Source organism: Bacillus sp. F9_6S_D1_P_5 (assembly GCF_054823925.1).
Genome location: NZ_JBTREW010000005.1, coordinates 12636 through 33259, shown reverse-complemented (window position 1 = coordinate 33259; position 20624 = coordinate 12636). Strand labels below are relative to the sequence as shown.

The 20624-nt window shown below is 36.0% G+C and carries 19 protein-coding genes and 1 other annotated feature; of the genes, 8 read left to right on the top strand and 11 right to left on the bottom strand.

Features of this window, described 5'->3' with window-relative positions; translation table 11 throughout:
- The first annotated feature begins 5 nt into the window (after positions 1–5).
- Positions 6–287: a hypothetical protein gene (locus ACUXEY_RS07985; RefSeq protein ID WP_144615196.1), complete on the top strand. Its 282-nt coding sequence runs from the start codon at positions 6–8 to the stop codon at positions 285–287.
- Positions 288–303: 16 nt separating this feature from the next.
- Here ACUXEY_RS07985 and ACUXEY_RS07980 read toward each other — a convergent pair whose 3' ends face one another.
- The 3 genes from ACUXEY_RS07980 to ACUXEY_RS07970 form a co-directional block, all read right to left on the bottom strand.
- Positions 304–501 carry a hypothetical protein gene (locus ACUXEY_RS07980; RefSeq protein ID WP_000656322.1) on the bottom strand — a complete coding sequence of 66 codons (198 nt, stop codon included), beginning with the start codon at positions 499–501 and terminating at the stop codon, positions 304–306.
- A 715-nt stretch (positions 502–1216) separates the two neighbouring features.
- Complete coding sequence (locus ACUXEY_RS07975; RefSeq protein WP_048528223.1) at positions 1217–1657, bottom strand: Dps family protein; 441 nt, start codon at positions 1655–1657, stop codon at positions 1217–1219.
- Between the two features lie 336 nt (positions 1658–1993).
- The gene (locus tag ACUXEY_RS07970) at positions 1994–3427 is read right to left on the bottom strand and encodes an alanine/glycine:cation symporter family protein (protein WP_166702666.1); all 1434 of its coding nucleotides are present in this window, start codon (positions 3425–3427) and stop codon (positions 1994–1996) included.
- Positions 3428–3836: 409 nt separating this feature from the next.
- Between ACUXEY_RS07970 and ACUXEY_RS07965 the strand changes: the two genes are divergently transcribed.
- The 6 genes from ACUXEY_RS07965 (at position 3837) to nprB (ending at position 9235) form a co-directional block, all read left to right on the top strand.
- Positions 3837–4334, top strand: a complete 498-nt coding sequence (locus ACUXEY_RS07965) for a cation:proton antiporter regulatory subunit (RefSeq protein WP_001026071.1) — start codon at positions 3837–3839, stop codon at positions 4332–4334.
- A complete protein-coding gene (locus tag ACUXEY_RS07960) occupies positions 4335–5534 on the top strand; it encodes a cation:proton antiporter (protein WP_000380218.1) in 1200 nt (399 codons plus the stop codon). It abuts the gene before it with no gap.
- A 191-nt stretch (positions 5535–5725) separates the two neighbouring features.
- On the top strand, positions 5726–6160 hold the full coding sequence (locus tag ACUXEY_RS07955; RefSeq protein WP_166702663.1) for a DUF3920 family protein: 435 nt from the start codon (positions 5726–5728) through the stop codon (positions 6158–6160).
- A gap of 111 nt (positions 6161–6271) precedes the next feature.
- On the top strand, positions 6272–6682 hold the full coding sequence (locus ACUXEY_RS07950; RefSeq protein WP_166702662.1) for a MarR family winged helix-turn-helix transcriptional regulator: 411 nt from the start codon (positions 6272–6274) through the stop codon (positions 6680–6682).
- Positions 6683–6729: 47 nt separating this feature from the next.
- Positions 6730–7428, top strand: coding sequence for a pirin family protein (locus tag ACUXEY_RS07945; RefSeq protein ID WP_166702661.1), 699 nt, complete (start codon positions 6730–6732; stop codon positions 7426–7428).
- Between the two features lie 157 nt (positions 7429–7585).
- Entirely contained in the window at positions 7586–9235 is a 1650-nt protein-coding gene (gene nprB / locus ACUXEY_RS07940) for a neutral protease NprB (protein ID WP_166702660.1), read from the top strand.
- Positions 9236–9277: 42 nt separating this feature from the next.
- On the opposite strand, the gene ACUXEY_RS07935 is transcribed toward nprB, so the two are convergent.
- The 4 genes from ACUXEY_RS07935 to ACUXEY_RS07920 all read right to left on the bottom strand — a co-directional run bounded on the left by ACUXEY_RS07935 (position 9278) and on the right by ACUXEY_RS07920 (position 14556).
- Positions 9278–9595 carry a metal-sulfur cluster assembly factor gene (locus ACUXEY_RS07935; RefSeq protein WP_000082521.1) on the bottom strand — a complete coding sequence of 106 codons (318 nt, stop codon included), beginning with the start codon at positions 9593–9595 and terminating at the stop codon, positions 9278–9280.
- A gap of 118 nt (positions 9596–9713) precedes the next feature.
- The gene (locus ACUXEY_RS07930) at positions 9714–11405 is read right to left on the bottom strand and encodes a methyl-accepting chemotaxis protein (RefSeq protein ID WP_461300432.1); all 1692 of its coding nucleotides are present in this window, start codon (positions 11403–11405) and stop codon (positions 9714–9716) included.
- 225 nt (positions 11406–11630) lie between these two features.
- Complete coding sequence (locus ACUXEY_RS07925) at positions 11631–13325, bottom strand: methyl-accepting chemotaxis protein (protein ID WP_461300431.1); 1695 nt, start codon at positions 13323–13325, stop codon at positions 11631–11633.
- Positions 13326–13737: 412 nt separating this feature from the next.
- Complete coding sequence (locus ACUXEY_RS07920; protein WP_461300430.1) at positions 13738–14556, bottom strand: class I SAM-dependent methyltransferase; 819 nt, start codon at positions 14554–14556, stop codon at positions 13738–13740.
- Between the two features lie 112 nt (positions 14557–14668).
- Positions 14669–14939 (top strand) — a binding site (T-box leader).
- A 51-nt stretch (positions 14940–14990) separates the two neighbouring features.
- Between ACUXEY_RS07920 and metG the strand changes: the two genes are divergently transcribed.
- Positions 14991–16625 carry a methionine--tRNA ligase gene (gene metG / locus ACUXEY_RS07915; protein ID WP_461300429.1) on the top strand — a complete coding sequence of 545 codons (1635 nt, stop codon included), beginning with the start codon at positions 14991–14993 and terminating at the stop codon, positions 16623–16625.
- 41 nt (positions 16626–16666) lie between these two features.
- Here metG and ACUXEY_RS07910 read toward each other — a convergent pair whose 3' ends face one another.
- From ACUXEY_RS07910 to ACUXEY_RS07895, 4 genes are all read right to left on the bottom strand, one after another.
- Entirely contained in the window at positions 16667–17569 is a 903-nt protein-coding gene (locus ACUXEY_RS07910) for an EamA family transporter (protein ID WP_461300428.1), read from the bottom strand.
- Between the two features lie 139 nt (positions 17570–17708).
- Complete coding sequence (locus ACUXEY_RS07905; RefSeq protein WP_461300427.1) at positions 17709–19151, bottom strand: sensor histidine kinase; 1443 nt, start codon at positions 19149–19151, stop codon at positions 17709–17711.
- Positions 19129–19794, bottom strand: coding sequence for a response regulator transcription factor (locus ACUXEY_RS07900; RefSeq protein WP_002145008.1), 666 nt, complete (start codon positions 19792–19794; stop codon positions 19129–19131). The genes ACUXEY_RS07905 and ACUXEY_RS07900 overlap by 23 nt, the downstream gene beginning before the upstream one ends.
- A 363-nt stretch (positions 19795–20157) precedes the next feature.
- The gene (locus tag ACUXEY_RS07895) at positions 20158–20619 is read right to left on the bottom strand and encodes a L,D-transpeptidase (protein WP_166705484.1); all 462 of its coding nucleotides are present in this window, start codon (positions 20617–20619) and stop codon (positions 20158–20160) included.
- Positions 20620–20624 lie beyond the last annotated feature (5 nt).

Here is a 20624-nt window from a genome sequence, read left to right as displayed (position 1 = left end):
AATAGATGGAGGAGTTCGTATTTTTAAGGCCGGTTTTTAAAAGTATTTTAGCAGCAGCTATTCTTGTTATGCTAATTGTTTCAACACAGAAGAAAGAGCTAATTAATGAATTTTCTCTTTGGTTCATTTCGATATTATGTATCGGTGTTTCAGCGATCACGTTGTTTATGACTGGGTTTATCGTTGATGAGTATAATCTAGCTGGGGATGCACAGAGTTTTAGCATGTTTATTGCGATTGGTTGTATTAGCGGTTTGAATTTTATTATTTATTATAGACGGCAATAAAAGAAGGCATTCCGTATTACTTTGGAATGCCTTTATCATTTTGATTACTTTGTTTTTTATACAGGTACCAGCCACCCCAGCCGCCACCAATTGCTACAACAACGAGGAAAGCATAGTCTTTCACCTCGATACGTATATTGAAAATATTAGCTATAAGTAAGACAATCCCAACCGTTATTAACGCAAAAAATGCTCTAATTAAGTAGTCTTTCAACTGAACCACTCCCGCCATTTAAGTAGTAAATGATGAATATGGAAAAGCTTTTTTGGATCTATTTTACTAAAGGGTGTTTCCTATATTTTAACATAAAAGAGATTGTAATATATTGATAAGAGTAGGGAAGAGTGGTGCTGATATTGTCGTGATCTGTCGGTAAATTGATATCCTTTGTCGAATCGTTGATATATTGCGGGTAATGATCGATATAATGAAAAAATCGTTGATATATTGCGGGTAATGATCGATATATTTGAAAAATCGTTGATATAATTTCGTGTACCGTTAAGTGCAACCATTACATAAAAAAGCGACTCTGAACGAGCCGCTTCCGCTTTTAATCTATCCAGCTCCGGTGACTAGAACAGTCGGTCATTTCGCGCCTTCCTGTGAGGCAAAAAGCGCCTCTTCGTCAGGAGCTCCAATGCCCTCCTGTTCTGAGCAAGTCACCTCCGCTTTAATTAATATCCAGCTCCAGCGGCTAGAATCTCCGGTCATTTCGCTCTCTCGCTCGAAGCAAAAAGCGCTTCAAGGTCGAGAGCTCCAATGTCCTGCGATTCTGAGCAAGCCGCTTCCGCTTTTACATAATATCCAGCTCCGGTAGCTAGAATGTTCGGTGGCTTCGCTTTTTCCTGCGAGACAAAGAGCGCCTCTACGTCAAAAGCTCCATCCCCCTCACATTCTGAGCAAGCTACCTCCGCTTTTAAATCTATTATTGATTCAAGAACGCGCGTAGCATCCAAGCGTGTTTTTCTAGTTCTGTGTAGATACCTAGTAGTAGGTCAGATGTCATTTCGTCATCAGAGTCTTGAGCGATTTCCATGCCTTTTTTCAGTTCGACTAGCATCATTTCGTAGTCTTTCATGATTGCTTCGACCATCCCTTCTGCAGTTTCTCCGTATGCTGCTTCTTGAATAGTAGAGATTTCTAGGTATTCTTTCATTGTTGCTACTGGTTTACCACCGATTGCTAAAATACGTTCTGCAATTTCGTCGATGTGAGTAGCTGATTCTGTGTAAAGCTCTTCGAATTTCTCATGTAATGTGAAGAATTGAGGTCCTTTTACGTACCAATGGAAGTTGTGTAATTTTGTGAATAAAACGCTCCAGTCTGCTACTTGTTTGTTTAATACTTCGATTACTTGTTTGTTCATTATGATCAATCTCCTTTTGAGTTATTATGTTATATCAATTACTAATTTATAATTATTATAATCTAGTAATTCGTATAAATCAACCCTTTTGCTGGAATTAATTTGAACAAATTATGAACTGTTGTAAATAAAAATCCCTATTACTGTGGAGTAATAGGGATTTGCTCTGATATATAGCTTTTGTTCTAAACGAGCCGCTTCTGCTTTTAATGATGTTCAGCTCCATCGGCTAGAATCTCCGGTCATTTCGCTCTCTCGCTCGAAGCAAAAAGCGCTTCAAGGTCGAGAGCTTGAAGTGTCCTGCGATTCTGGACGAGCCGCCTCCGCTTTTAATTATTACACAGCCTTTTGTTTTTCTTCTACATCCTGTCCATCCCAGCACTCTGTATTCTGTAAACCAGGGATAGAGCTTGCAACGAAAACAGGATCTTTTCCTTGTTTCTTTTGCTTAATATAGTCTACTAATGCTGCGTAGGCGAATTTGCTAAGGAATGAGATGGCAATTAAGTTTGTGAATACCATTAGTCCCATGAATAAATCAGCTAGGCTCCAAACTGTTTGAAGGGCAGCGATTGATCCGAAGAATACCATTCCGACAACTGCAACGCGATAAATCATTAACCATGTTTTGCTTTCTTTAATAAATGCGATGTTCGTTTCACCATAATAGTAGTTTCCTAGTAAAGAACTGAACGCGAATAGGAAAATAATTATCGCTAGGAAAGTGCTTGCCCACGGTCCAATTTGTGAGCTTAATGCTTGTTGTGTTAATTCAATACCTTCTAAATTCGATCCTTTGTAAAGTCCAGAACATAATACGATAAACGCTGTTGATGTACATACTAAGAATGTATCTACGAAAACACCTAATGCTTGAACAAGTCCTTGTTTTACAGGGTGAGATACATCTGATGTTGCTGCTGCGTTAGGAGAGCTACCCATACCTGCTTCTGTTGCGAATAAACCGCGCTGAATCCCGAATTTGATTGCTGCTCCAATACCACCAGCGATAGCTTGGTCTAAACCAAATGCGCTGTTAAATATTTCTGTAAAAATACTTGGTAACATAGTGAAGTTGTTAATAACGACGAAAATTGCTACACCAATATAAATAATTGCCATTGGAGGAACAATCATTTCTGTAATACGTGAAATGCTTTTGATACCACCGAAAATAATAACTGCAACTAATAAAGCTAATAGAGCTCCTACGATCGTTCGCTCTAGTCCAAAAGCATTTTCAAATGCGATTGTTACTGTATTTGCTTGTACAGAATTGAAAATTAATCCGTACGCAACTGTAATAAGAAGTGAGAACCAAACACCCATCCAGCGTTTGTTTAGTCCTTTTTCCATGTAATATGCTGGTCCACCACGGAACCTGCTTCCATCTTTTACTTTATAGATTTGCGCGAGCGTACATTCTACGAAACTAGTAGCTGCTCCAAGGATAGCGATAAACCACATCCAAAATACTGCGCCAGGTCCACCCATTGAAATGGCTAATGCTACACCAGCTAAGTTTCCGATACCGATACGTGCTGCCGCACTTAAGCAAAATGCTTGGAATGGAGAAATGCTATCTTTCTTTTTTTCTTTTTGACTAAATCCTTTACTAATTAAACTGACCATCTCACGTAAATGAGTGATTTGGACGAATTTTAATTTAAAAGAGAAATAAAGACCGAAGCCGATTAGCATTGCAATAAGAATATATGACCATAAAATATTATTCGTTACCTCAAGGAATCTGCTAAAGATATCAACCATATAATACACTTCCTTTTTTCCGTAATAAGAAAATTATATGCAAAAAATATACGAGAATCAATTTTTCTAAAAAATTATGTTACATAAACGTATTTTATGTTATGATTATGTTACATAATAATATTTTTAGAATTATTTACATTTTAAAAAACTAAATGTAAAGCGAGGAAGAGGGGATAATTTGAAAGAAGAATCTTTATTGAATGTAAGCCTTAAAAGTTTGAAAATGAGAAGTAATATATTTTTTATCATTACATCTTTAAGTATCTTTTTAGGAGCGACTTATTATTACAATAAAAGATTTCCAACTCATAGGTATCCTGAATGGTTAGAATTTCTAAAATTGATTGGATGAATAAAAGACAGAAAAACAGAAAATTTAAATAAAAATGTTGTGGAGGAGCTAAATATGAATATTAGAGAAAGTGAACTTCCGGGTATTGGTTATAAGTTTCAAATCGTTACGAAAGGTAACGAAAAGATGGTGATTGTTATTCATGATGACGGGCGTAGAGAAATGTATCATTTTGATTCAGACCATGAAGAAAGTATCTCAAGTATTTCATTACGTGACTCAGAGGCAAGACAAATCGCAGCAATATTAGGCGGAATGGTATACAAGCCTAGAGCGTTAGAAAATGTTGAAATGGTCTTTGAAGGTTTAGCGATTGAATGGTTTAAAGTGGAGAATGCTGCTCCAGCACTTGGAAAAACAATCGGTGATCTTGAGATAAGAAAAACATATAGCGTAACAATCATTGCAGTTATGAAAAAGAATATGAAAAAGCTATTTAATCCAGGGCCAGAAACAGTAATTGAAGAAGGCGATATGCTTGTAGTTTCAGGCGAGAGAGAAGAAATTAAAAAAATTATTAATGAGTTACTTTCGAATAGGGGGACTGACTAGATGGATACTTTAATTTTTGAAGTTGGTACAGCGTTAGTATTAGTTGCAATTGCGGCAGTAATTGCTGGAAAGTTTAAATTCTCAGTAATTCCGTTTCTAATTGTTCTTGGGATGTTAGTGGGACCACATGCGCCGACAATAGGTGTTATCGATTTCAAGTTTATTGAAAGTGCAAGTGTCATTTCCTTCCTTGGACGGATTGGGGTTCTGTTCCTTCTGTTCTATCTAGGACTAGAATTTTCGATGAAAAAACTAATTAAATCTGGACGTTCTATTGCAATTGGCGGAACGATCTATATTTTAATTAACTTTTCACTTGGATTATTATACGGATTTATAATGGGATTCCCTTTACTAGAAATCTTAATTATTGCGGGTATTATTACGATTTCTTCTAGTGCTATCGTTGCAAAGGTGTTAGTGGATTTAAGAAGAACTGGTAATAATGAGACCGAATTAATTTTAGGAATTATTATGTTCGAAGATATATTCCTGGCTGTATATTTATCAGTTGTCTCTGGTTTAGTTCTAGGGGATCATGCTTCCTTCCTAGGTGCTCTTACTTCAATTGGGATTGCTTTAGGATACATGCTTCTATTCTTTATTGTAGCTAGAAAGGCGACACCGTTATTAAATAAATTGCTTAATATTAGTTCGGATGAAATTTTCATTATTGTAGTATTTGCTTCGTTATTCTTTATTGCAGGTTTCTCAGAAACAATTCACGTTGCCGAAGCAATTGGAGCGCTTCTTTTAGGGTTAGTTTTCTCTGAGACAGAGCATAGTGACAGAATTGAACACCTTGTTGTTCCATTTAGAGACTTTTTCGGAGCTATTTTCTTCTTCAGTTTCGGATTAAGTATTGATCCGTTTTCATTAGGCGGAGCGATATGGTTAACGTTAGGTGCTGTCCTTCTTACAATCATCGGAAACTTTGTAGCGGGAATGATTGCAGGGCGACAGGCTGGATTATCTCATAAAGCGTCAACAAATATTGGATTAACAATCGTTTCAAGAGGAGAATTCTCCATCATTATGGCCAATATCGGTATCGCCGGGGGTTTAATGTCAGTACTGAAACCATTCTCAGCACTATACGTGCTTATACTATCCATCTTAGGTCCACTTCTGACGAAAGAGTCAAAGAATGTATATAAATTTTTAAATAAAATCTTTAAGTGGGATACGAAGACGAACTAAATTTTTAACAATTGATGTGTAAAAGCGCATTTTATATAGTGTTATCGTAAAGGAATCTATCGTTAAATAGATTCCTTTTTGGTGAGGAATTAATAAGTAGTTGTTATTTGATAGAGAAGGATATGTTTAATATTTTACATATTGTGGCATACATATAGGAAAAGGGAGTTTGGAAAGGGGAATATAGAAAAATGGGACTCCAGTTTCAAAATGTATATCAACAGGTGGAGAATTGGTATGTGTTGGATTCGGAGCTTCCTTGGGATGTCAAAAGGCTTAGAGACGATTTGTTTTCATTGATTGAAGTATGTAAAACGCCAGTTATTTTTTGTGATACGTGTGATGCGAACCATGTGCTTCTATCATTAGGAGAAGAAGAAGAGGAATTCTTATTCCCAGTAGGTGGTTTTTATCATAAAGAAAAACAATTAATTTTTGTTTGTATGTGGGAAGAGTATGAGCAAGTGCTCAAAACACTACTGCATGAATTTCGCCATGCGATGCAACATAAGAGAGACGTATTGTATGTTGGAAGTGAATTGTACGAAGATAGATGGATTGAGAAAGATGCGAGAAAGTTCGCGGAGAGGAAGCTAGATGAATATAAAAATAGAAAGTTAATGTAAAGCATAGTGGAGAAATAGCGCTGTGCTTTTTTGTTGATTACTATAAGTAAGCGATTGACTTTTATGAAGTTTAGTTCTAAACTAATGGTATGAAACGAGCGAGGTGATGAAATGAAAACAGAAGATAGGCTCGGATTACTATTATGGTTTCGTTTATCACGTTTTTATAACAAAAGTATTCGTGAGACGAATCAGCATTTGAAAGAATGGAATGTATCTGCCGCTCAGTTTGATGTACTAGCCCAAGTTGGAGGACATGGTCGTTTAACGCAGCAAGAGCTTGGAAATAAGCTATTTGTTACGAAGGGAAATATTACACAGCTTTTAAATAAAATGGAGCAGCTGGAGTGGATTCGTCGTGAACAAGAGGGTACTACAAAATATATTTCGTTAACTGAAAAGGGAAAAGCTTTATATGAAGAAATCGTTCCGCCTCAAGAAACATTCCAAGCGGAGCAGTTTCAAAATTTAAATGTAGAAGAGCAACATCAATTATTACAATTACTAAAAAAGTTACAGTAAAAAATTTGAAATAAATCTTGAATTCGAGATAATATGAGGTGAAGGGTATGTTTAGAAAAGTTGATCATAAAAATATGGGAAGAGCAAATCACGGTTGGCTAAATACACATTTTCATTTTTCATTTGCGAATTATTATAATCCTAATAACATGAACTTCGGTGCATTACGTGTAATTAACGATGACCTAGTAGCGGCGCAAACTGGTTTTGATATGCATCCGCACCGCGATATGGAAATCATTTCGTACGTTGTAGATGGTGCTTTAACACATGAGGATAGCATGGGAAACCAGGGAACAATTGAGCGAGGACATGTTCAATATATGAGTGCTGGCACAGGTGTATTTCATAGTGAGCATAATTTAGGAAATGAAACACTACGTTTACTACAAATTTGGATTTTACCAGACCGTGCGGACCATAAGCCAAACTATGGTGAGTTTAAATTTGATTGGAGCAAACGTGAAAACGAATGGTTTCATATGGTATCTCCATTAGAAGGCGGGGCACCAATTCAAATTCACCAAGATGCGAATTTATATTCTTTATCGTTAGATGCAGGAAAAGAAATTCAGTTTCCTGTGAAAGAAGGCCGTCAATTGTACCTTGTACAAATTGAAGGAAGTAGTGTAATCAATGGTGAAAATCTTGTTATGCGTGATGCAGCAGAAGCGGTGGAAGAAGATATTCATATTGAAGCGAAAGAGCAATCTCATTATTTAGCAATTGAATTAAAAAGACAATAAAAGATTAAAAGAAAAAGAGGACATCCGATAGATGTCCTCTTTTTTTGAGTGTAATTGTCAGAAAAAACTTTCTCAAATTTTCGGTAAAGGTATCGACTTGAAAAACAAGAATTGTATAAAAGTGTCAAAAATCTTTATGGGAATGGGGAATGTTATAGTGAAAAAGCAAGTCATTTCATCAGCATTAGCCTTAACTGTTATCGCCGGGGGATTTGGAACATTTGGAGCAACGACAACGAAAGCAGAAGAACAAAAAATTCAATATCATCAAGAGTTTAAAACACCTGCATACATAGGTGAAGAATGGAAAGCACCAGAAGGACTAGATAAAAAAGAAACGGTCTTTCAATATTTAGAGAGTAAGAAAGATATGTTCAAATTAGCAGGAAATATTGATAAACACTTCAATGTCGTTGGAGAAGAAAAAGATGCTGAATCTGGCACAACACATGTGAAGCTAGTTGAGAAGCATAATAACATTCCTGTGTACGGTTCAGATCAAACTGTTACACTAGATAAAGAGAATAATGTAAAAGCATTCTTCGGGCAAGTTATTCCGAATTTAGAAGATAAAAATATTCCTGCGTTTGCAAAGATTAGTGCAGAACAAGCAGAAACGATTGCAAAGGCAGATATTGAGAAAGAAATTGGTGCAGTAAAAAATTATGACGGTGTGAAAAAAGATTTATATGTGTATGAAAAAGATGGAAACTACTATCTTGCCTATTTAGTTAAGGCATCGATTTCAAAGCCAGCTCCAGGCTATTGGCATTATTTTGTTGATGCAACGAATGGAAATGTCATTGAGAAATATAATGCTGTAGATCACATTACAGGATTTGGTTACGGAGTATTAGGCGCTAAACAATCATTTGAAATTGCACAAGATGAGAAAACAGGAGCATTCCATTTATTTGATGGTAAACGTGGACAAGGTGTTCATACATTTGATGCAGAGAATATGGATGAAAACTTGTTTAATATATTCTCACAATGGTTCGGACATACAGGTATTGAAGTAGAAAGTAAAAATAAATTCTTTGATGATAAAGCAGCGGTTGATGCGCATGTAAATGCAGGAAAAGTATATGATTACTACAAAAAGACCTTTAATCGTAACTCTTTCGATGATAAAGGTGCGAAGCTTATTTCCTCTGTTCACGTAGGTGAAAGCTGGAATAACGCAGCTTGGAACGGTATTCAGATGATGTATGGTGATGGTGATGGTACAACATTTGTGCCGTTATCTGCGGGACTTGATGTTATCGGTCACGAATTAACGCATGCTGTAACTGAACATACAGCAAATCTTGTTTATAAAAATGAGTCAGGTGCGTTAAATGAATCATTATCAGATATTATGGGTGTCATGGTTGAGAAGAAGAGCTGGGATTTAGGTGCTGACATTTATACACCTGGAAAACCTGGTGATGCACTTCGTTCTCTGAAAGATCCAGCATCTATTCCAAATCCATTAAAACCAGGTGAAGGTTACCCAGATCATTATAATAAACGCTATACTGGAACAGCGGATAATGGTGGCGTTCATATTAATAGTAGTATTAACAATAAAGCTGCATATTTAGTATCTGATGGCGGAGAGCACTACGGCGTGAAAGTAACTGGAGTAGGCCGTGAAGCTACAGAAAAAATTTATTACCGTGCTCTTACGAAATATTTAACTGCAAACTCTGATTTTAAGATGATGCGTCAAGCGGCACTTCAGTCAGCTGAAGATTTATATGGTAAAAACTCTAAAGCTGTACAAGCTGTAACGAAAGCTTATGATGCAGTAGGCGTAAAATAATAAGAGAAAAAGACCTGACTAGGATGTCAGGTCTTTCTTTATTTAGTCGCGAATACCTAATGCGATTTTCGCCATACGTGACATACGTTCTTTAGACCAGGGCGGATTCCAAACGACATTTACTTCTATTTCATTGACTTCAGGTACGTTCGTAGATAATACTTTTTTAACGTCTGATACAATTTGCCCAGCCATTGGGCAACCGATCGAAGTCATCGTCATCGTAATGACAGCATTATTATTTTCATCTGCCGTAACGTCATAAACTAATCCAAGATTGATAATATCAACACCGAGTTCAGGGTCAATAACAGCTTCTAAGTTTGCATATAACTTTTCTTCAAATGCTTGTTGTGACATGTGTAGCACCCCCTACATATTAATGATATCGATTCTCATTATAACGGATATATGTATAAAGTGCAGGAAATGAGCTCAAAAAAATATCCCTCTTGGAAGAGGAATATTTTTGGAATGTTTATTCAGTTTTAAAATGAGATACGAGTTGATCTAATTCTTCAACAGTTTGTTTCATTTGTTTAGCAGTTTGTGTCATTTCATTCATCGTAATGACTTTTTTTTCAGCAGATTGTGCTGTTGCCGCTGTTTCACTAGACACTTCAGTCGAAATAGAAGCGATGTTATTCAGTGAAGCGTTCATTTCTTCAGCACTTGCAGCCATTTCTTCAGCAGTTGCTGATATGTCTTGCATTTGAGTAGATACTTTATTTACTTGTTCTACAATTGTTGTGAAAGAATTACCAGCTTCACGAATAACATGAATGCCTTCAGATGCTTCCGAACGACCTTGTGACATCATAGAGCTCGCAGTTTCAGTGTCTTGTTGAATTTGATGTAGTAGCTGGTTAATATCTGTTGCCGCTGTTTTAGATTGTTCAGCAAGTTTTCGAACTTCGTCAGCTACGACAGCGAAACCTTTTCCTTGTTCGCCAGCACGAGCTGCTTCGATAGAGGCGTTTAAAGCAAGTAAGTTTGTTTGTTCTGCGATATTAGAAATAGATTGTACAGCTGTATCAATATATTTCGTGTGAGTGATTAGACGTTCGACCACTTCTGACGTAGCATTTACCGCGTCATGTATCGTTGTCATTTGTGAAACAGATTTTTGAATAACAGTACTTCCATCGTTAGCTTGTTCAGATGTAGCTACAGCAAGTTCAGTTACAGATGAAGCAGATTCAGCAATGCGCTGAACACTTACTGTCATATCGTCCATTGCAGTTGAGCTTTCTTCCATGCTAGCAGATTGCGATTGAATACTTGCATTTAAGCTAGACATTGTGCTTTGAACTTTTATTGTCGCCTCACGTGATATATTCGTTTTTTCTAGCATATTTTCAGAAGCGTTTTGTACTTCCACAGATGTTTTTTGAACACGATTGATGATATGTTGTAGGTTTTCTAACATTTTATTAAATGATGTTGCGATCGTACCAATTTCATCATTACTATTTACTTGTAGGCGGGCCGTTAAGTCACCTTCTTGAGATGATAATTCTTTTAGTTTACTATCAATTTGTTGAATTGGTTTTACAAGTTTACCAGAGAACCACCATGCAAGAGTGATAGCTACAATAATACAAATAACAAGTGATAAGAAGACAACATATTCAATTTGTAGTGAAGATTGATCAATTTTTGCGATAGATTGATCACGTAACTTAGCTTGTTCATTACTATAATTCGTGAAGTCACCAATTACTTTATAAACAGTACCATTTTCTGCATAAGCTACTTGTAAAGCCTCTTCCCACTTTTGTTCTTTTGCAAGGGGGAAAACTTTTTCTTCAATAAATTTTCTCCAAGCCGCTCCTGATTCCATTGTGTTTTTCACAGATTGAGAAAGGTTAGGATTTGAAAGAAGTAGATCTTTCTTATCCTCAAGAAGTTTACTTATCTCATTAAATTTATCTAATTCAACTTGATCACGTTGTAATAAATAACCTCTTAAAGCAGAGAGCTGTACTTGATAAGCGTCCCCACGCTCTTTTAATTGTGTTGCTAGAGGAGAAATTTCTTTTTGTAATGCTTCAGCTTGACGAGATTGGTCAATAGCAAAAAATAAAATAAGAGCTAAGGCGATGCCAAATAAAGCGCAAATCGTTCCCATCATGAACATTAGTTTTTTTCGAATGCTAATAAAATTCATATGATAAAAAGCCTCCTTTGTGAAATCATAGTATTAGAATTAATTAATGTAAAAAATTGAAAGAAAGCTTTACTCCGTCTGGAATAAAGCTTTCTTCTTTCCTTTAGGAATTATAGCAGACGGAATGAGAGATAGAAAGAGATATTTTAAGGTAAAAAAGAGAGTTGGTAAATCTCTCTTTTTTTACAATTTGGAGCTCATGGAAGTATAAATGAAAGTTTGGCTTTAAATGTTTGTTTTAAAATGAGAAACGAGAACTTCAAGTTCTTGTACGGTCGTTTTCATTTCAGACGCTTTTTTTGCAACGACACTCATTTTGTTTACTTGGTTACCAGTTGAAGTTGCTGTTTGTGATGTTTCGGCGGCAACTTCATTTGAAATAGAAGCGATATTATTTAAAGCTGCATTCATTTCTTCAGAACTTGCGGCCATTTCTTCAGCAGTTGCAGACATTTCTTGTATTTGTGTAGAGACTTTGTTAATGTAGTTAACAATTTCTGAGAATGAAGATCCAGCGGTACGAATGACTGAGATTCCTTCAGAAGCTTCTGATTGACCTTGCTCCATCATTTCAGACGCTATTTTTGTATCTGCTTGAATTTGATGAAGTAAATGGTTAATATCAGTTGCTGCTAACTGAGATTGTTCAGCAAGTTTTCGTACTTCATCGGCAACAACGGCGAATCCTTTTCCATGTTCGCCAGCACGTGCTGCTTCAATTGAAGCATTTAAAGCGAGTAAATTCGTTTGTTCCGCGATATTAGAAATAGATTGAAGTGCAGTATCAATATGATTCGTATGTGTAATGAGTCGCTCTACTACTTGTGATGTAGCATTAACAGCTTCGTTAATGGTATGCATTTGTGTAATAGATTTCTCAATGACTTTATTCCCACTATCTGCTTTTTCTGAAGTTGTTACAGCAAGGATAGCAACAGAAGAGGCGGATTCTGCAATACGCTGAACACTCGTTGCCATATCATCCATAGCAGTTGAACTTTCTTCTATGCTGGAAACTTGTGAACGAATATTATGCTCAAGAGCATTCATAGTTTCCTCGGTTTTTGCTGTGTTTTCCATAGAAGCAGTTGTTTCGATAAACACATTTTCAGACACTTCTTTTACACTTGTTGATGTTTGTTGTACTTGTTTTATAATACGTTGCAAGTTAGCGAGCATTTGATTAAAGGAATTGGCGATATCACCGATTTCATCTTTACTCGTTACGTGCAATCTAGCAGTTAAATCACCATCTTGAGAAGCTAATTCTTTTAATTTCTCATCAATTTGTCGTATCGGTTTAACGAGTTTACCAGAGAACCACCATGCTAATAAAATAGACGTTAATGTGCATGTAATGAGTGAGAAGAAAATAATATATTGAATAAGAGATGAAGAAGACTCTACGTCAGCAATTAATGCGTCACGTTTATCATTTTCTTCATTTGCATATTTAGTAAAGCGACTTAAAAGGTCGTTTACATAATCAGTTTGAGCTAAAGCGATTTTGGATGCCTCGTCCCATTTTCCTTCGCGGGCGAGAGGGAGGACTTCATTATCTATGACGCTTCGCCACTTTGCCCCCATTAAAATTGCTTCTTTCATTCCTTCTGGGAGTTTGTTATCATTTGTTACTTTTTCTCTAGTATCAGCTAGTTTTTTTCCTTCTCGGTTGAATTTATCCAATCCTTTTTGATCATGTGATAGTAAGTATTCTTGTAAACCAGCAACTTGTGCTTGGAACCAATCACCACGTTCTTTTAAAATTGTTGCTCTTTTTGATACATCATTTTTTAAGGTTTCGACTTCATTTGCCTGATTCATGGCGAATGAAAGAATAACAAGAAGAGCAATGCTAAATAAGGAACAAATGCTTAAGAGTGTGAAGAGTAGTTTTTTTCGAATGCTAACATATTTCATCGTCATCCCTACCTTTTTAAAACTGTTTATTATGATTTAATGATATTAAAATAGAATTAATAAAAACATTATTATGAAGTTATTAATCTGTCCAATGAAAATTATAGCAGATAATGGAAGTGGGCAAATCAGTATGAGTAAATGTTCTTAAAATGTATACATTTGTATATCAAAAAATTCATAAATAAAAATGAGAAATGCTATTGTAATTTGAAATAACATCATGTATACTTCTAATTAGTTGATAACGATTATCAGTATCAACTACAAACATTACTCTTCGTTATGTTGGTCATACCCCTTTTTGACGACGTAAGTCAGAGACGAAATGTTGAAATATCTTGTGTCCTATTCTACAGAATTATGGTAATCTCCAACCTCAACTTATATGCGTGAGCATGCAAAAAGGATCCTATCCGTGAAGGGATCCTTTTTTGCATGCTGTCGCAATTAATGTATATAAACCAGGCACACGTTCTTCCATTCCTTCTGGTGCAGTAGGAGGGAAGACCCAACTTTGATGAGACCCGTGTTCTTCAACTAGTTTTTCAATTTTAAAATGTTCTTCCGCAAGTGTTGTAATAATTTCTCCTAGTGTCCAGCGACGGATGGTTGTTTTAGGTAACGATTCTTTTTGCGCTTCTGTAAGAAGGATGCTATAAGCAACATCATCTTCAATTAATTCTTCATCGAAATAATTTCCATTAGCCCGAAATGATGGGTGGTCTACTCCTAATAATTTCGTATAAACAGGATGATAGTCACGAAGGATAAGCGTTCCATCTTGCTTAAGTAAGGTAGCAATTTTTTGAAAGAGTGGTTTTAAATCTAAAAAGTAATGGAGTACACCAAGTTCCAGCAGTACGATATCAAATGATTTGGAGAGCTTTACATCTAATACATCAGAAATAACATACTGGATAGAGACACCTGCTGCTTCAGCAAGTTCATTTGCATATTTTGCATTACTTGCTGAAATATCAACAACTGTTACATCAGCTCCTAAAAGAGCGAGAGCAACGGCTTTATTCCCTTTTGACCCGAGTAAATTAATAATACGTTTTCCTTTTGGAGATTGTATGTAAGGTAAATAGTGATCTACCTCGCGCACGGGATCTTCTACGAGCTTTTTCGCATAATCGGCTGGAGCTCCGTGGCGATTCGTCCAAGCTTCATAAGCAGATGCATTCCAGCTTTTTTCATTACGTGCGCTTAGTTGTTTTTGATTCAATCGAATCACTCCTTTTGTGAACGTATAGTTATTCGGCAGTGGGATGGGATTTCCTTTTCTTCCTGAAAAAAAGTTTGATTTTTCTGTTATTAAGTCGTAAAATACATGTTATATAAAAGCGTTGAAAAGGGAAAGTAGGATGAAATCATTCTGTCCAGAGAGCTTCGGTAGCTGAGAAGAAGCAAGAATATTCATTTGAACAATGGCCTTTGAGCTTCGTCCTGAACTTATCAAATGATAATAGTAGGCGGCGACGAGAGTTGGTACTCGTTATCAAAACCACAGTATAAGAGCATATAGCTCCGTACTTGTTAAGGCTAATTATGTGAGTAATTGGCGAAATAAGGTGGTACCGCGACTGTTTATACAGCCCCGCCCTTATCTTTTTTAAGATAAGGGCGGGGCTTTTTTATATTTAAAAGGAGGAATGTAAGATGAGTATTTTTATTGGAGGAGCATGGCCGTATGCAAATGGTTCGTTACATCTTGGACATATTGCGAGTTTATTACCTGGAGATATTTTAGCACGTTATTACCGGGCAAAAGGGGAGAATGTGTTGTATGTTTCGGGAAGTGATTGTAATGGAACACCAATTGCAATTAGGGCAAAACAAGAAGGTGTGACGGCGAAGGTAATTGCTGATAAGTATCATGAAGAATTTGAGCGATGTTTTCGTAGCCTTGGTTTTACTTATGATTGCTATACACGTACAGATAGTGAGCACCATCATAAAACTGTTCAAAAAGTTTTTTTACGTTTATTAGAAGAAGGCTATATTTATAAAAAAACAGTGGAACAAGCGTATTGTGAAACGTGTACGCAGTTTTTACCTGATCGTTATGTAGAAGGCCTTTGTCCACATTGCCATGAAGCAGCAAGAGGAGATCAATGCGATGCGTGTTCAGCTATTTTAGATCCACTCGATTTGTTAGAAAAGAAATGTAAGTTATGTGGTAGCACACCATCCGTGCAAGAAACAGAGCATTTTTATTTCGCATTGCATACATTTCAGGAGCAAATTAAAGAGGCGGTAGAAATCGCAAAACAAAAAGAATCATGGCGCGACAATGCGATTCAACTAACAGAGAGATATGTAAAGGAAGGATTACTAGATAGGGCCGTATCACGTGATTTACCAATCGGGGTACCAATTCCAGTAGAAGGGTATGAAGATAAGAAAATTTACGTATGGATTGAAGCAGTGACAGGATATTATTCAGCGAGTAAACATTGGGCTGAAGAAACAGGGAAAGATGATCAAGAGTTTTGGGATAAAGAAGCGAAAACATATTATGTACACGGAAAGGATAATATTCCGTTTCATTCCATCATTTGGCTAGCGGTATTGCTTGGAATAGGAGAAGGTGCAATCCCACGTCACATCGTTTCGAATGAATATTTAACAGTTGAAAAAAGAAAGTTATCTACAAGTAAAAACTGGGCAGTATGGGTGCCTGATATATTAGAACGCTACAATCCAGATTCTATTCGTTACTTTTTAACAGTTAACGCACCAGAAAATCGTGATACTGATTTTTCATGGCGTGAATTCATTTACAGTCATAATAGTGAATTGTTAGGTGCATACGGAAATTTTGTGAACCGGACATTAAAGTTTGTTGAAAAATATTATGGTGGTATTATGCCGAAAGGAAGTATTAGTGTAGAGCTGAAAGATAAAGTGGAAGGATTATATAAAAGTGTAGGAGAGGCGATTGAGCAAACTACATTTAAGGTGGCACTAGAAACAATATTTGAGGCAGTGCGTTTTGCAAATAAATACTTTGATGAGAGGCAGCCTTGGAAACAACGAGAAGATGATCCAGTTTCATGCGAAGAAACGATTTACAACTGTGTGTATCTTATCGCTAATTTTGCAAATCTCCTTGAACCGTTTTTACCATTTTCAAGTGAAAGAGTTAGAAATACATTATCGATTGTGAATCGAAATTGGGAACCTCAAAACACGTTGCCGAATAGAATCGATAGTGTGCAGCCGCTATTTGAACGAATTGATGTGAAACAAATTGAGTGTGAGATAGAAAAGCTATATGGAGCGGTAAAGTGAGATAGAGAAAAAGACCTTTCAAATAAATGAAAGGTCTTTTGTTACGCACTATGCACGCTACTACGTTTCTTTGCTCTCCTAACGGTAAGCAGCTGAGGAGTAAAAATTCCAAGTAGTATAAAGATGATCCCAATCCACTGCATGAAGGTTACGACTTCATGTACAAGTGTAATAGAAGCGATAATGGCCGTAGGTAATTCAGCTGCTCCTAGTATTGTACTAAGTCCTGTTCCAACTTTCGGTACGCCAATCGAAAAACAAATGACAGGCACGACAACGCCAAACAATCCGAGGAAGAAAGCATATTTCCAAAGACCGGCTTGTAAGGCACCGTCCGTTAAAAAGGTTGGTGGGAAGAATAGGCATACGATTAGAGTAGCGCTTGTTGTCATAAGGAAGCTTTTCGTATAAGGCGGAACTTCTGTAGCAACGCGCCCACTTGCAAACACATAGAATGAAAAAGAGACAGCGGCTAATAAACCAAAGATAATACCTTTCGTGGAAAAGTTTTGTCCGAGACCTTCAAAGACACCGCCTGCAAACAATGTACCAGTAAATAAAATAATGATAGATATAATTTTCTCACGGCTTGGAAATGTACGGTTTGCAATTGCTTCAATGACTACACCAATCCATGTGAACTGGAAAAGTAGGACGACAGCAATAGATGCTGGTAGTTCTTCTACAGAGATAGCGTAGAAGATACCAGTCATACTCATTGTTGTGCCGACTGTTAGTAAGGAAAATAATTGCTTTTTTGTTATTTTATGGCTTGAAGTGAAAAGAACGAGCAGAAGAAGCCCGATCCATCCGAAGACATATTGTCCCCCTAATAGTTGATGTGCTGAAAATCCATCAATGAATCCGAGTTTGAAAATAGTTGAGAGTACGCCGTAGCTACAAGCTCCGAATAAAACGAGTAATGAATACTTAAATTTCTCCATGAAAATCCTCCTTTTACATAATAAAAAACGCCCGCTATCCAAATAAGGATAACGGGCGAACGAAACAGAGTCATATACTCTACAAAATTCCGCCATTCATACGAAGTATGAATTTGGGGTATGAAATTGTAGTAGGTTGTTACATCGCTTTTGGGAATACAATAGAACATTTTACACCTTGAGGTGTGTTTTGTATACCGTAAGGAAACTGATGTTTATCTAATATTTGTTTTACAATATATAGCCCAAGGCCACTACCTTGTACTAATCCGTGTTTGTCAGGGTTTGCGCGATAGAATGGCTCAAATAAATGGGCAAGTTTATCCTCATCGATTTGTGAACCTGTATTTAATACTTCTAATGCGTAACCGTTTGGCTTTTCATAAAGTTTTATATAGACGTGCTGATGGTCAATTGTGTAATGAATTGCATTTGAAATAATGTTAAAAATAGCAGTTTGAATAAATTTAGGATCAGCTAAAATCTGTACATCTTGTTTAATGTTAGATTGAACATTTAATTGCTTTACAGATACGAAATAATCTACTTTCTTCATAACATCCTCAATGATACTAGTTAATGAGATAACTTTTAAATCAGGTTTAAATTGAGGGTTTTGTATTTTGGATAATTCCGACATTTTTTCCGTTAATATGTTAATGTCTTGCATCATTTCATAGGAACGTTTTAAATATTTATCTCTATCTTTATAAGCTCCAATTCCGTGAATCATGCCATCTAGTTGCCCCATAACGGCTGCGATTGGTGTTTTTAATTCATGGGAAACCATAGACATAAATTCTTTACGAGATTGTTCTAATTGTTGTTCCTTTTTGAGTTCATTTCTTAAATCTTGATTGCTCGCATGTAAATTCTTCACTATACTTGGGACCTGTGAAGCAGCTACTTGTAAATTAAAATCTGTTTGATCTGTATTTTTGTTAAGTAGCTTTTTATCTGAGAAATCAAGATTCATAATATCTTTTAAAGCATCACTCATATATTGGAAAGGTTTGGCAATTAGTTTTGCATAGATTAAAGAGCCGAGCAGAGATAATGCAAGCATTGTCGCGCCAATATGTGGAGCTAATTGCTGCAGTGCATCTGTTAATTTTGGATTATCTTGTGCATCATTTGTTTTACTTGCTGCATTTTGTTTATGTAAGGCATCATTAGTAGCGACTTGCTTTTCCGTTTCTGTAAGTGGAGCAGAAGCGCTATTTTTCCCCGAAATATTTTGAGTATGTTCTTTTGCTTTTGCAGTTTGGCTAGGCTGCAAAAGGTGATTGATAGCTGTAGAGAGTGATTTATAATCTATAACCGAAGATTGGAAATTAGAAATGCCTCCCTGTGATACAGCTTTATTTTGATTCGTTTTACTTTGGTCGTTTTGTTTATTTGAATCCGCTTGTTCTGTAGATTGCGCTCCATTTTCTTTTGCAAAACGTTCTTTATCATGGTTTGAAGCTAGGAAGTAAATAATTTGATAAAGACAAAGCGATAAAAGAATACAAAATAATAAGGTTTTGATGAAAATATTTTTGGTGATGTTGTCTGTGCTACGATTCGATTTTGTAGCCAATGCCTTTCACCGTTTTAATATAAGGAATTCCTAATTTTTTTCGTAAGTTCTTAATATGTGTATCTATAACTCTTACATCACCATAATGTTCATAGCCCCATACCTTATTCAACAAATCACTTCTTGATAATACTTTTCCCCGATTTTGCAGTAAAGTATAAATAATTTCAAATTCTTTTGTTGTCAATTCAATTTGATTACCATGAACATAAGCGGCATATGCTGTAGAATTTAACATCAATTCATGGAATTGTAGTATAGTTGCAGTTTCTGCTTCCTTCGTTGCTGCTCTTCTTAATACAGCTTCTACACGTTTAATAAATACGGTGTAATGGAACGGTTTCGTAATATAGTCATCAATACCTAATTCAAATCCTTTAATTTCACTTTCTTCATTATGTAAGCCTGTTAACATAATGATTGGTACATCAGATTGTCCTCGCATAATTTTACAAATACTATAGCCATCTATATCTGGTAACATCACATCAAGGAGGACAAGATCGTATGAATTTTTTTGGAAAAGAAGTATACCTTCTGTTCCAGCGCCAACGACATCAACGGTAAAGTTTTGGGCCATTAGAAATTCACGAATTAGCTCTTGTATATCTGGGTTGTCTTCAATCACCAGTATATGCGTCATAGTAACACCTCCTAAATAACGCTTTTCACTGCAATATTCAAATTCATCATTCTTGAATGACTCAGATTGTTTATACATATAATAAGCCCCCGCCATAAAATAATCATGAAAGTAGCAAGGGGAGTTGTTTAGTGAAACTGAATATTTAAGAATTACAGTAATTCTATTATAGTATGTATTATAAAATTTATAAAATATTATAACTGTATAATTTTAATATCCATGTTTATCAATGTTTGGATGTTATTTAACACAATCTATTCCTATTATATATGTAAATACAGTTGTTTTGCTACTGTAAATGAAGAAATAAAATAAGCCAAGACATAAAATTCTTGGCTACACGTAAATCGTGTTGATAGGTTATTTTACAGTGACAGTAGCCTTCTGGGGAATACGCTCAAATAACCAGTGTATATCATTGTTATACATACGAATACAACCTAGTGTTGTCCATTTGCCGATTGCCTGATTATTGTTCGTACCATGAATCGCATAAGTTGTTCCGTAAGTTCCTGCCATGTTTAGTCCGAGCCAACGGTCACCAAGTGGATTACGTGGATCTCCGCCTTTAATTTTGCCTGTATAATAAGGACGATTTTTAATTTTATTTACGATTTGGAAAGTGCCTTTAGGTGTAGGAGTAGTTGTTTTTCCAGTAGCAACAGTAAAACTCTTTATGAATTTTCCATTTTGATAATAATCCATTTTATTTAACTTCGTGTTTACAATTAGTTGAGCGTTCGTTGTAGCTGCCTCAGCATTTGTGAATGGAATAGTTAAAAATCCTAATGATAATAGTGCGCTTAATAATAGTTTTTTCATTATAT

What these genes read in the sequence shown, in the direction of transcription:
- ACUXEY_RS07985 (WP_144615196.1), top strand. Translation starts at nt 6, where the DNA reads ATGGAGGAGTTCGTATTTTTAAGGCCGGTTTTTAAAAGTATTTTAGCA.
- ACUXEY_RS07975 (WP_048528223.1), bottom strand. Translation starts at nt 1,657, where the DNA reads ATGAACAAACAAGTAATCGAAGTATTAAACAAACAAGTAGCAGACTGG.
- ACUXEY_RS07970 (WP_166702666.1), bottom strand. Translation starts at nt 3,427, where the DNA reads ATGGTTGATATCTTTAGCAGATTCCTTGAGGTAACGAATAATATTTTA.
- ACUXEY_RS07965 (WP_001026071.1), top strand. Translation starts at nt 3,837, where the DNA reads ATGAATATTAGAGAAAGTGAACTTCCGGGTATTGGTTATAAGTTTCAA.
- ACUXEY_RS07960 (WP_000380218.1), top strand. Translation starts at nt 4,335, where the DNA reads ATGGATACTTTAATTTTTGAAGTTGGTACAGCGTTAGTATTAGTTGCA.
- ACUXEY_RS07955 (WP_166702663.1), top strand. Translation starts at nt 5,726, where the DNA reads ATGGGACTCCAGTTTCAAAATGTATATCAACAGGTGGAGAATTGGTAT.
- ACUXEY_RS07950 (WP_166702662.1), top strand. Translation starts at nt 6,272, where the DNA reads ATGAAAACAGAAGATAGGCTCGGATTACTATTATGGTTTCGTTTATCA.
- ACUXEY_RS07945 (WP_166702661.1), top strand. Translation starts at nt 6,730, where the DNA reads ATGTTTAGAAAAGTTGATCATAAAAATATGGGAAGAGCAAATCACGGT.
- ACUXEY_RS07935 (WP_000082521.1), bottom strand. Translation starts at nt 9,595, where the DNA reads ATGTCACAACAAGCATTTGAAGAAAAGTTATATGCAAACTTAGAAGCT.
- ACUXEY_RS07930 (WP_461300432.1), bottom strand. Translation starts at nt 11,405, where the DNA reads ATGAATTTTATTAGCATTCGAAAAAAACTAATGTTCATGATGGGAACG.
- ACUXEY_RS07925 (WP_461300431.1), bottom strand. Translation starts at nt 13,325, where the DNA reads ATGAAATATGTTAGCATTCGAAAAAAACTACTCTTCACACTCTTAAGC.
- metG (WP_461300429.1), top strand. Translation starts at nt 14,991, where the DNA reads ATGAGTATTTTTATTGGAGGAGCATGGCCGTATGCAAATGGTTCGTTA.
- ACUXEY_RS07910 (WP_461300428.1), bottom strand. Translation starts at nt 17,569, where the DNA reads ATGGAGAAATTTAAGTATTCATTACTCGTTTTATTCGGAGCTTGTAGC.
- ACUXEY_RS07900 (WP_002145008.1), bottom strand. Translation starts at nt 19,794, where the DNA reads ATGACGCATATACTGGTGATTGAAGACAACCCAGATATACAAGAGCTA.
- ACUXEY_RS07895 (WP_166705484.1), bottom strand. Translation starts at nt 20,619, where the DNA reads ATGAAAAAACTATTATTAAGCGCACTATTATCATTAGGATTTTTAACT.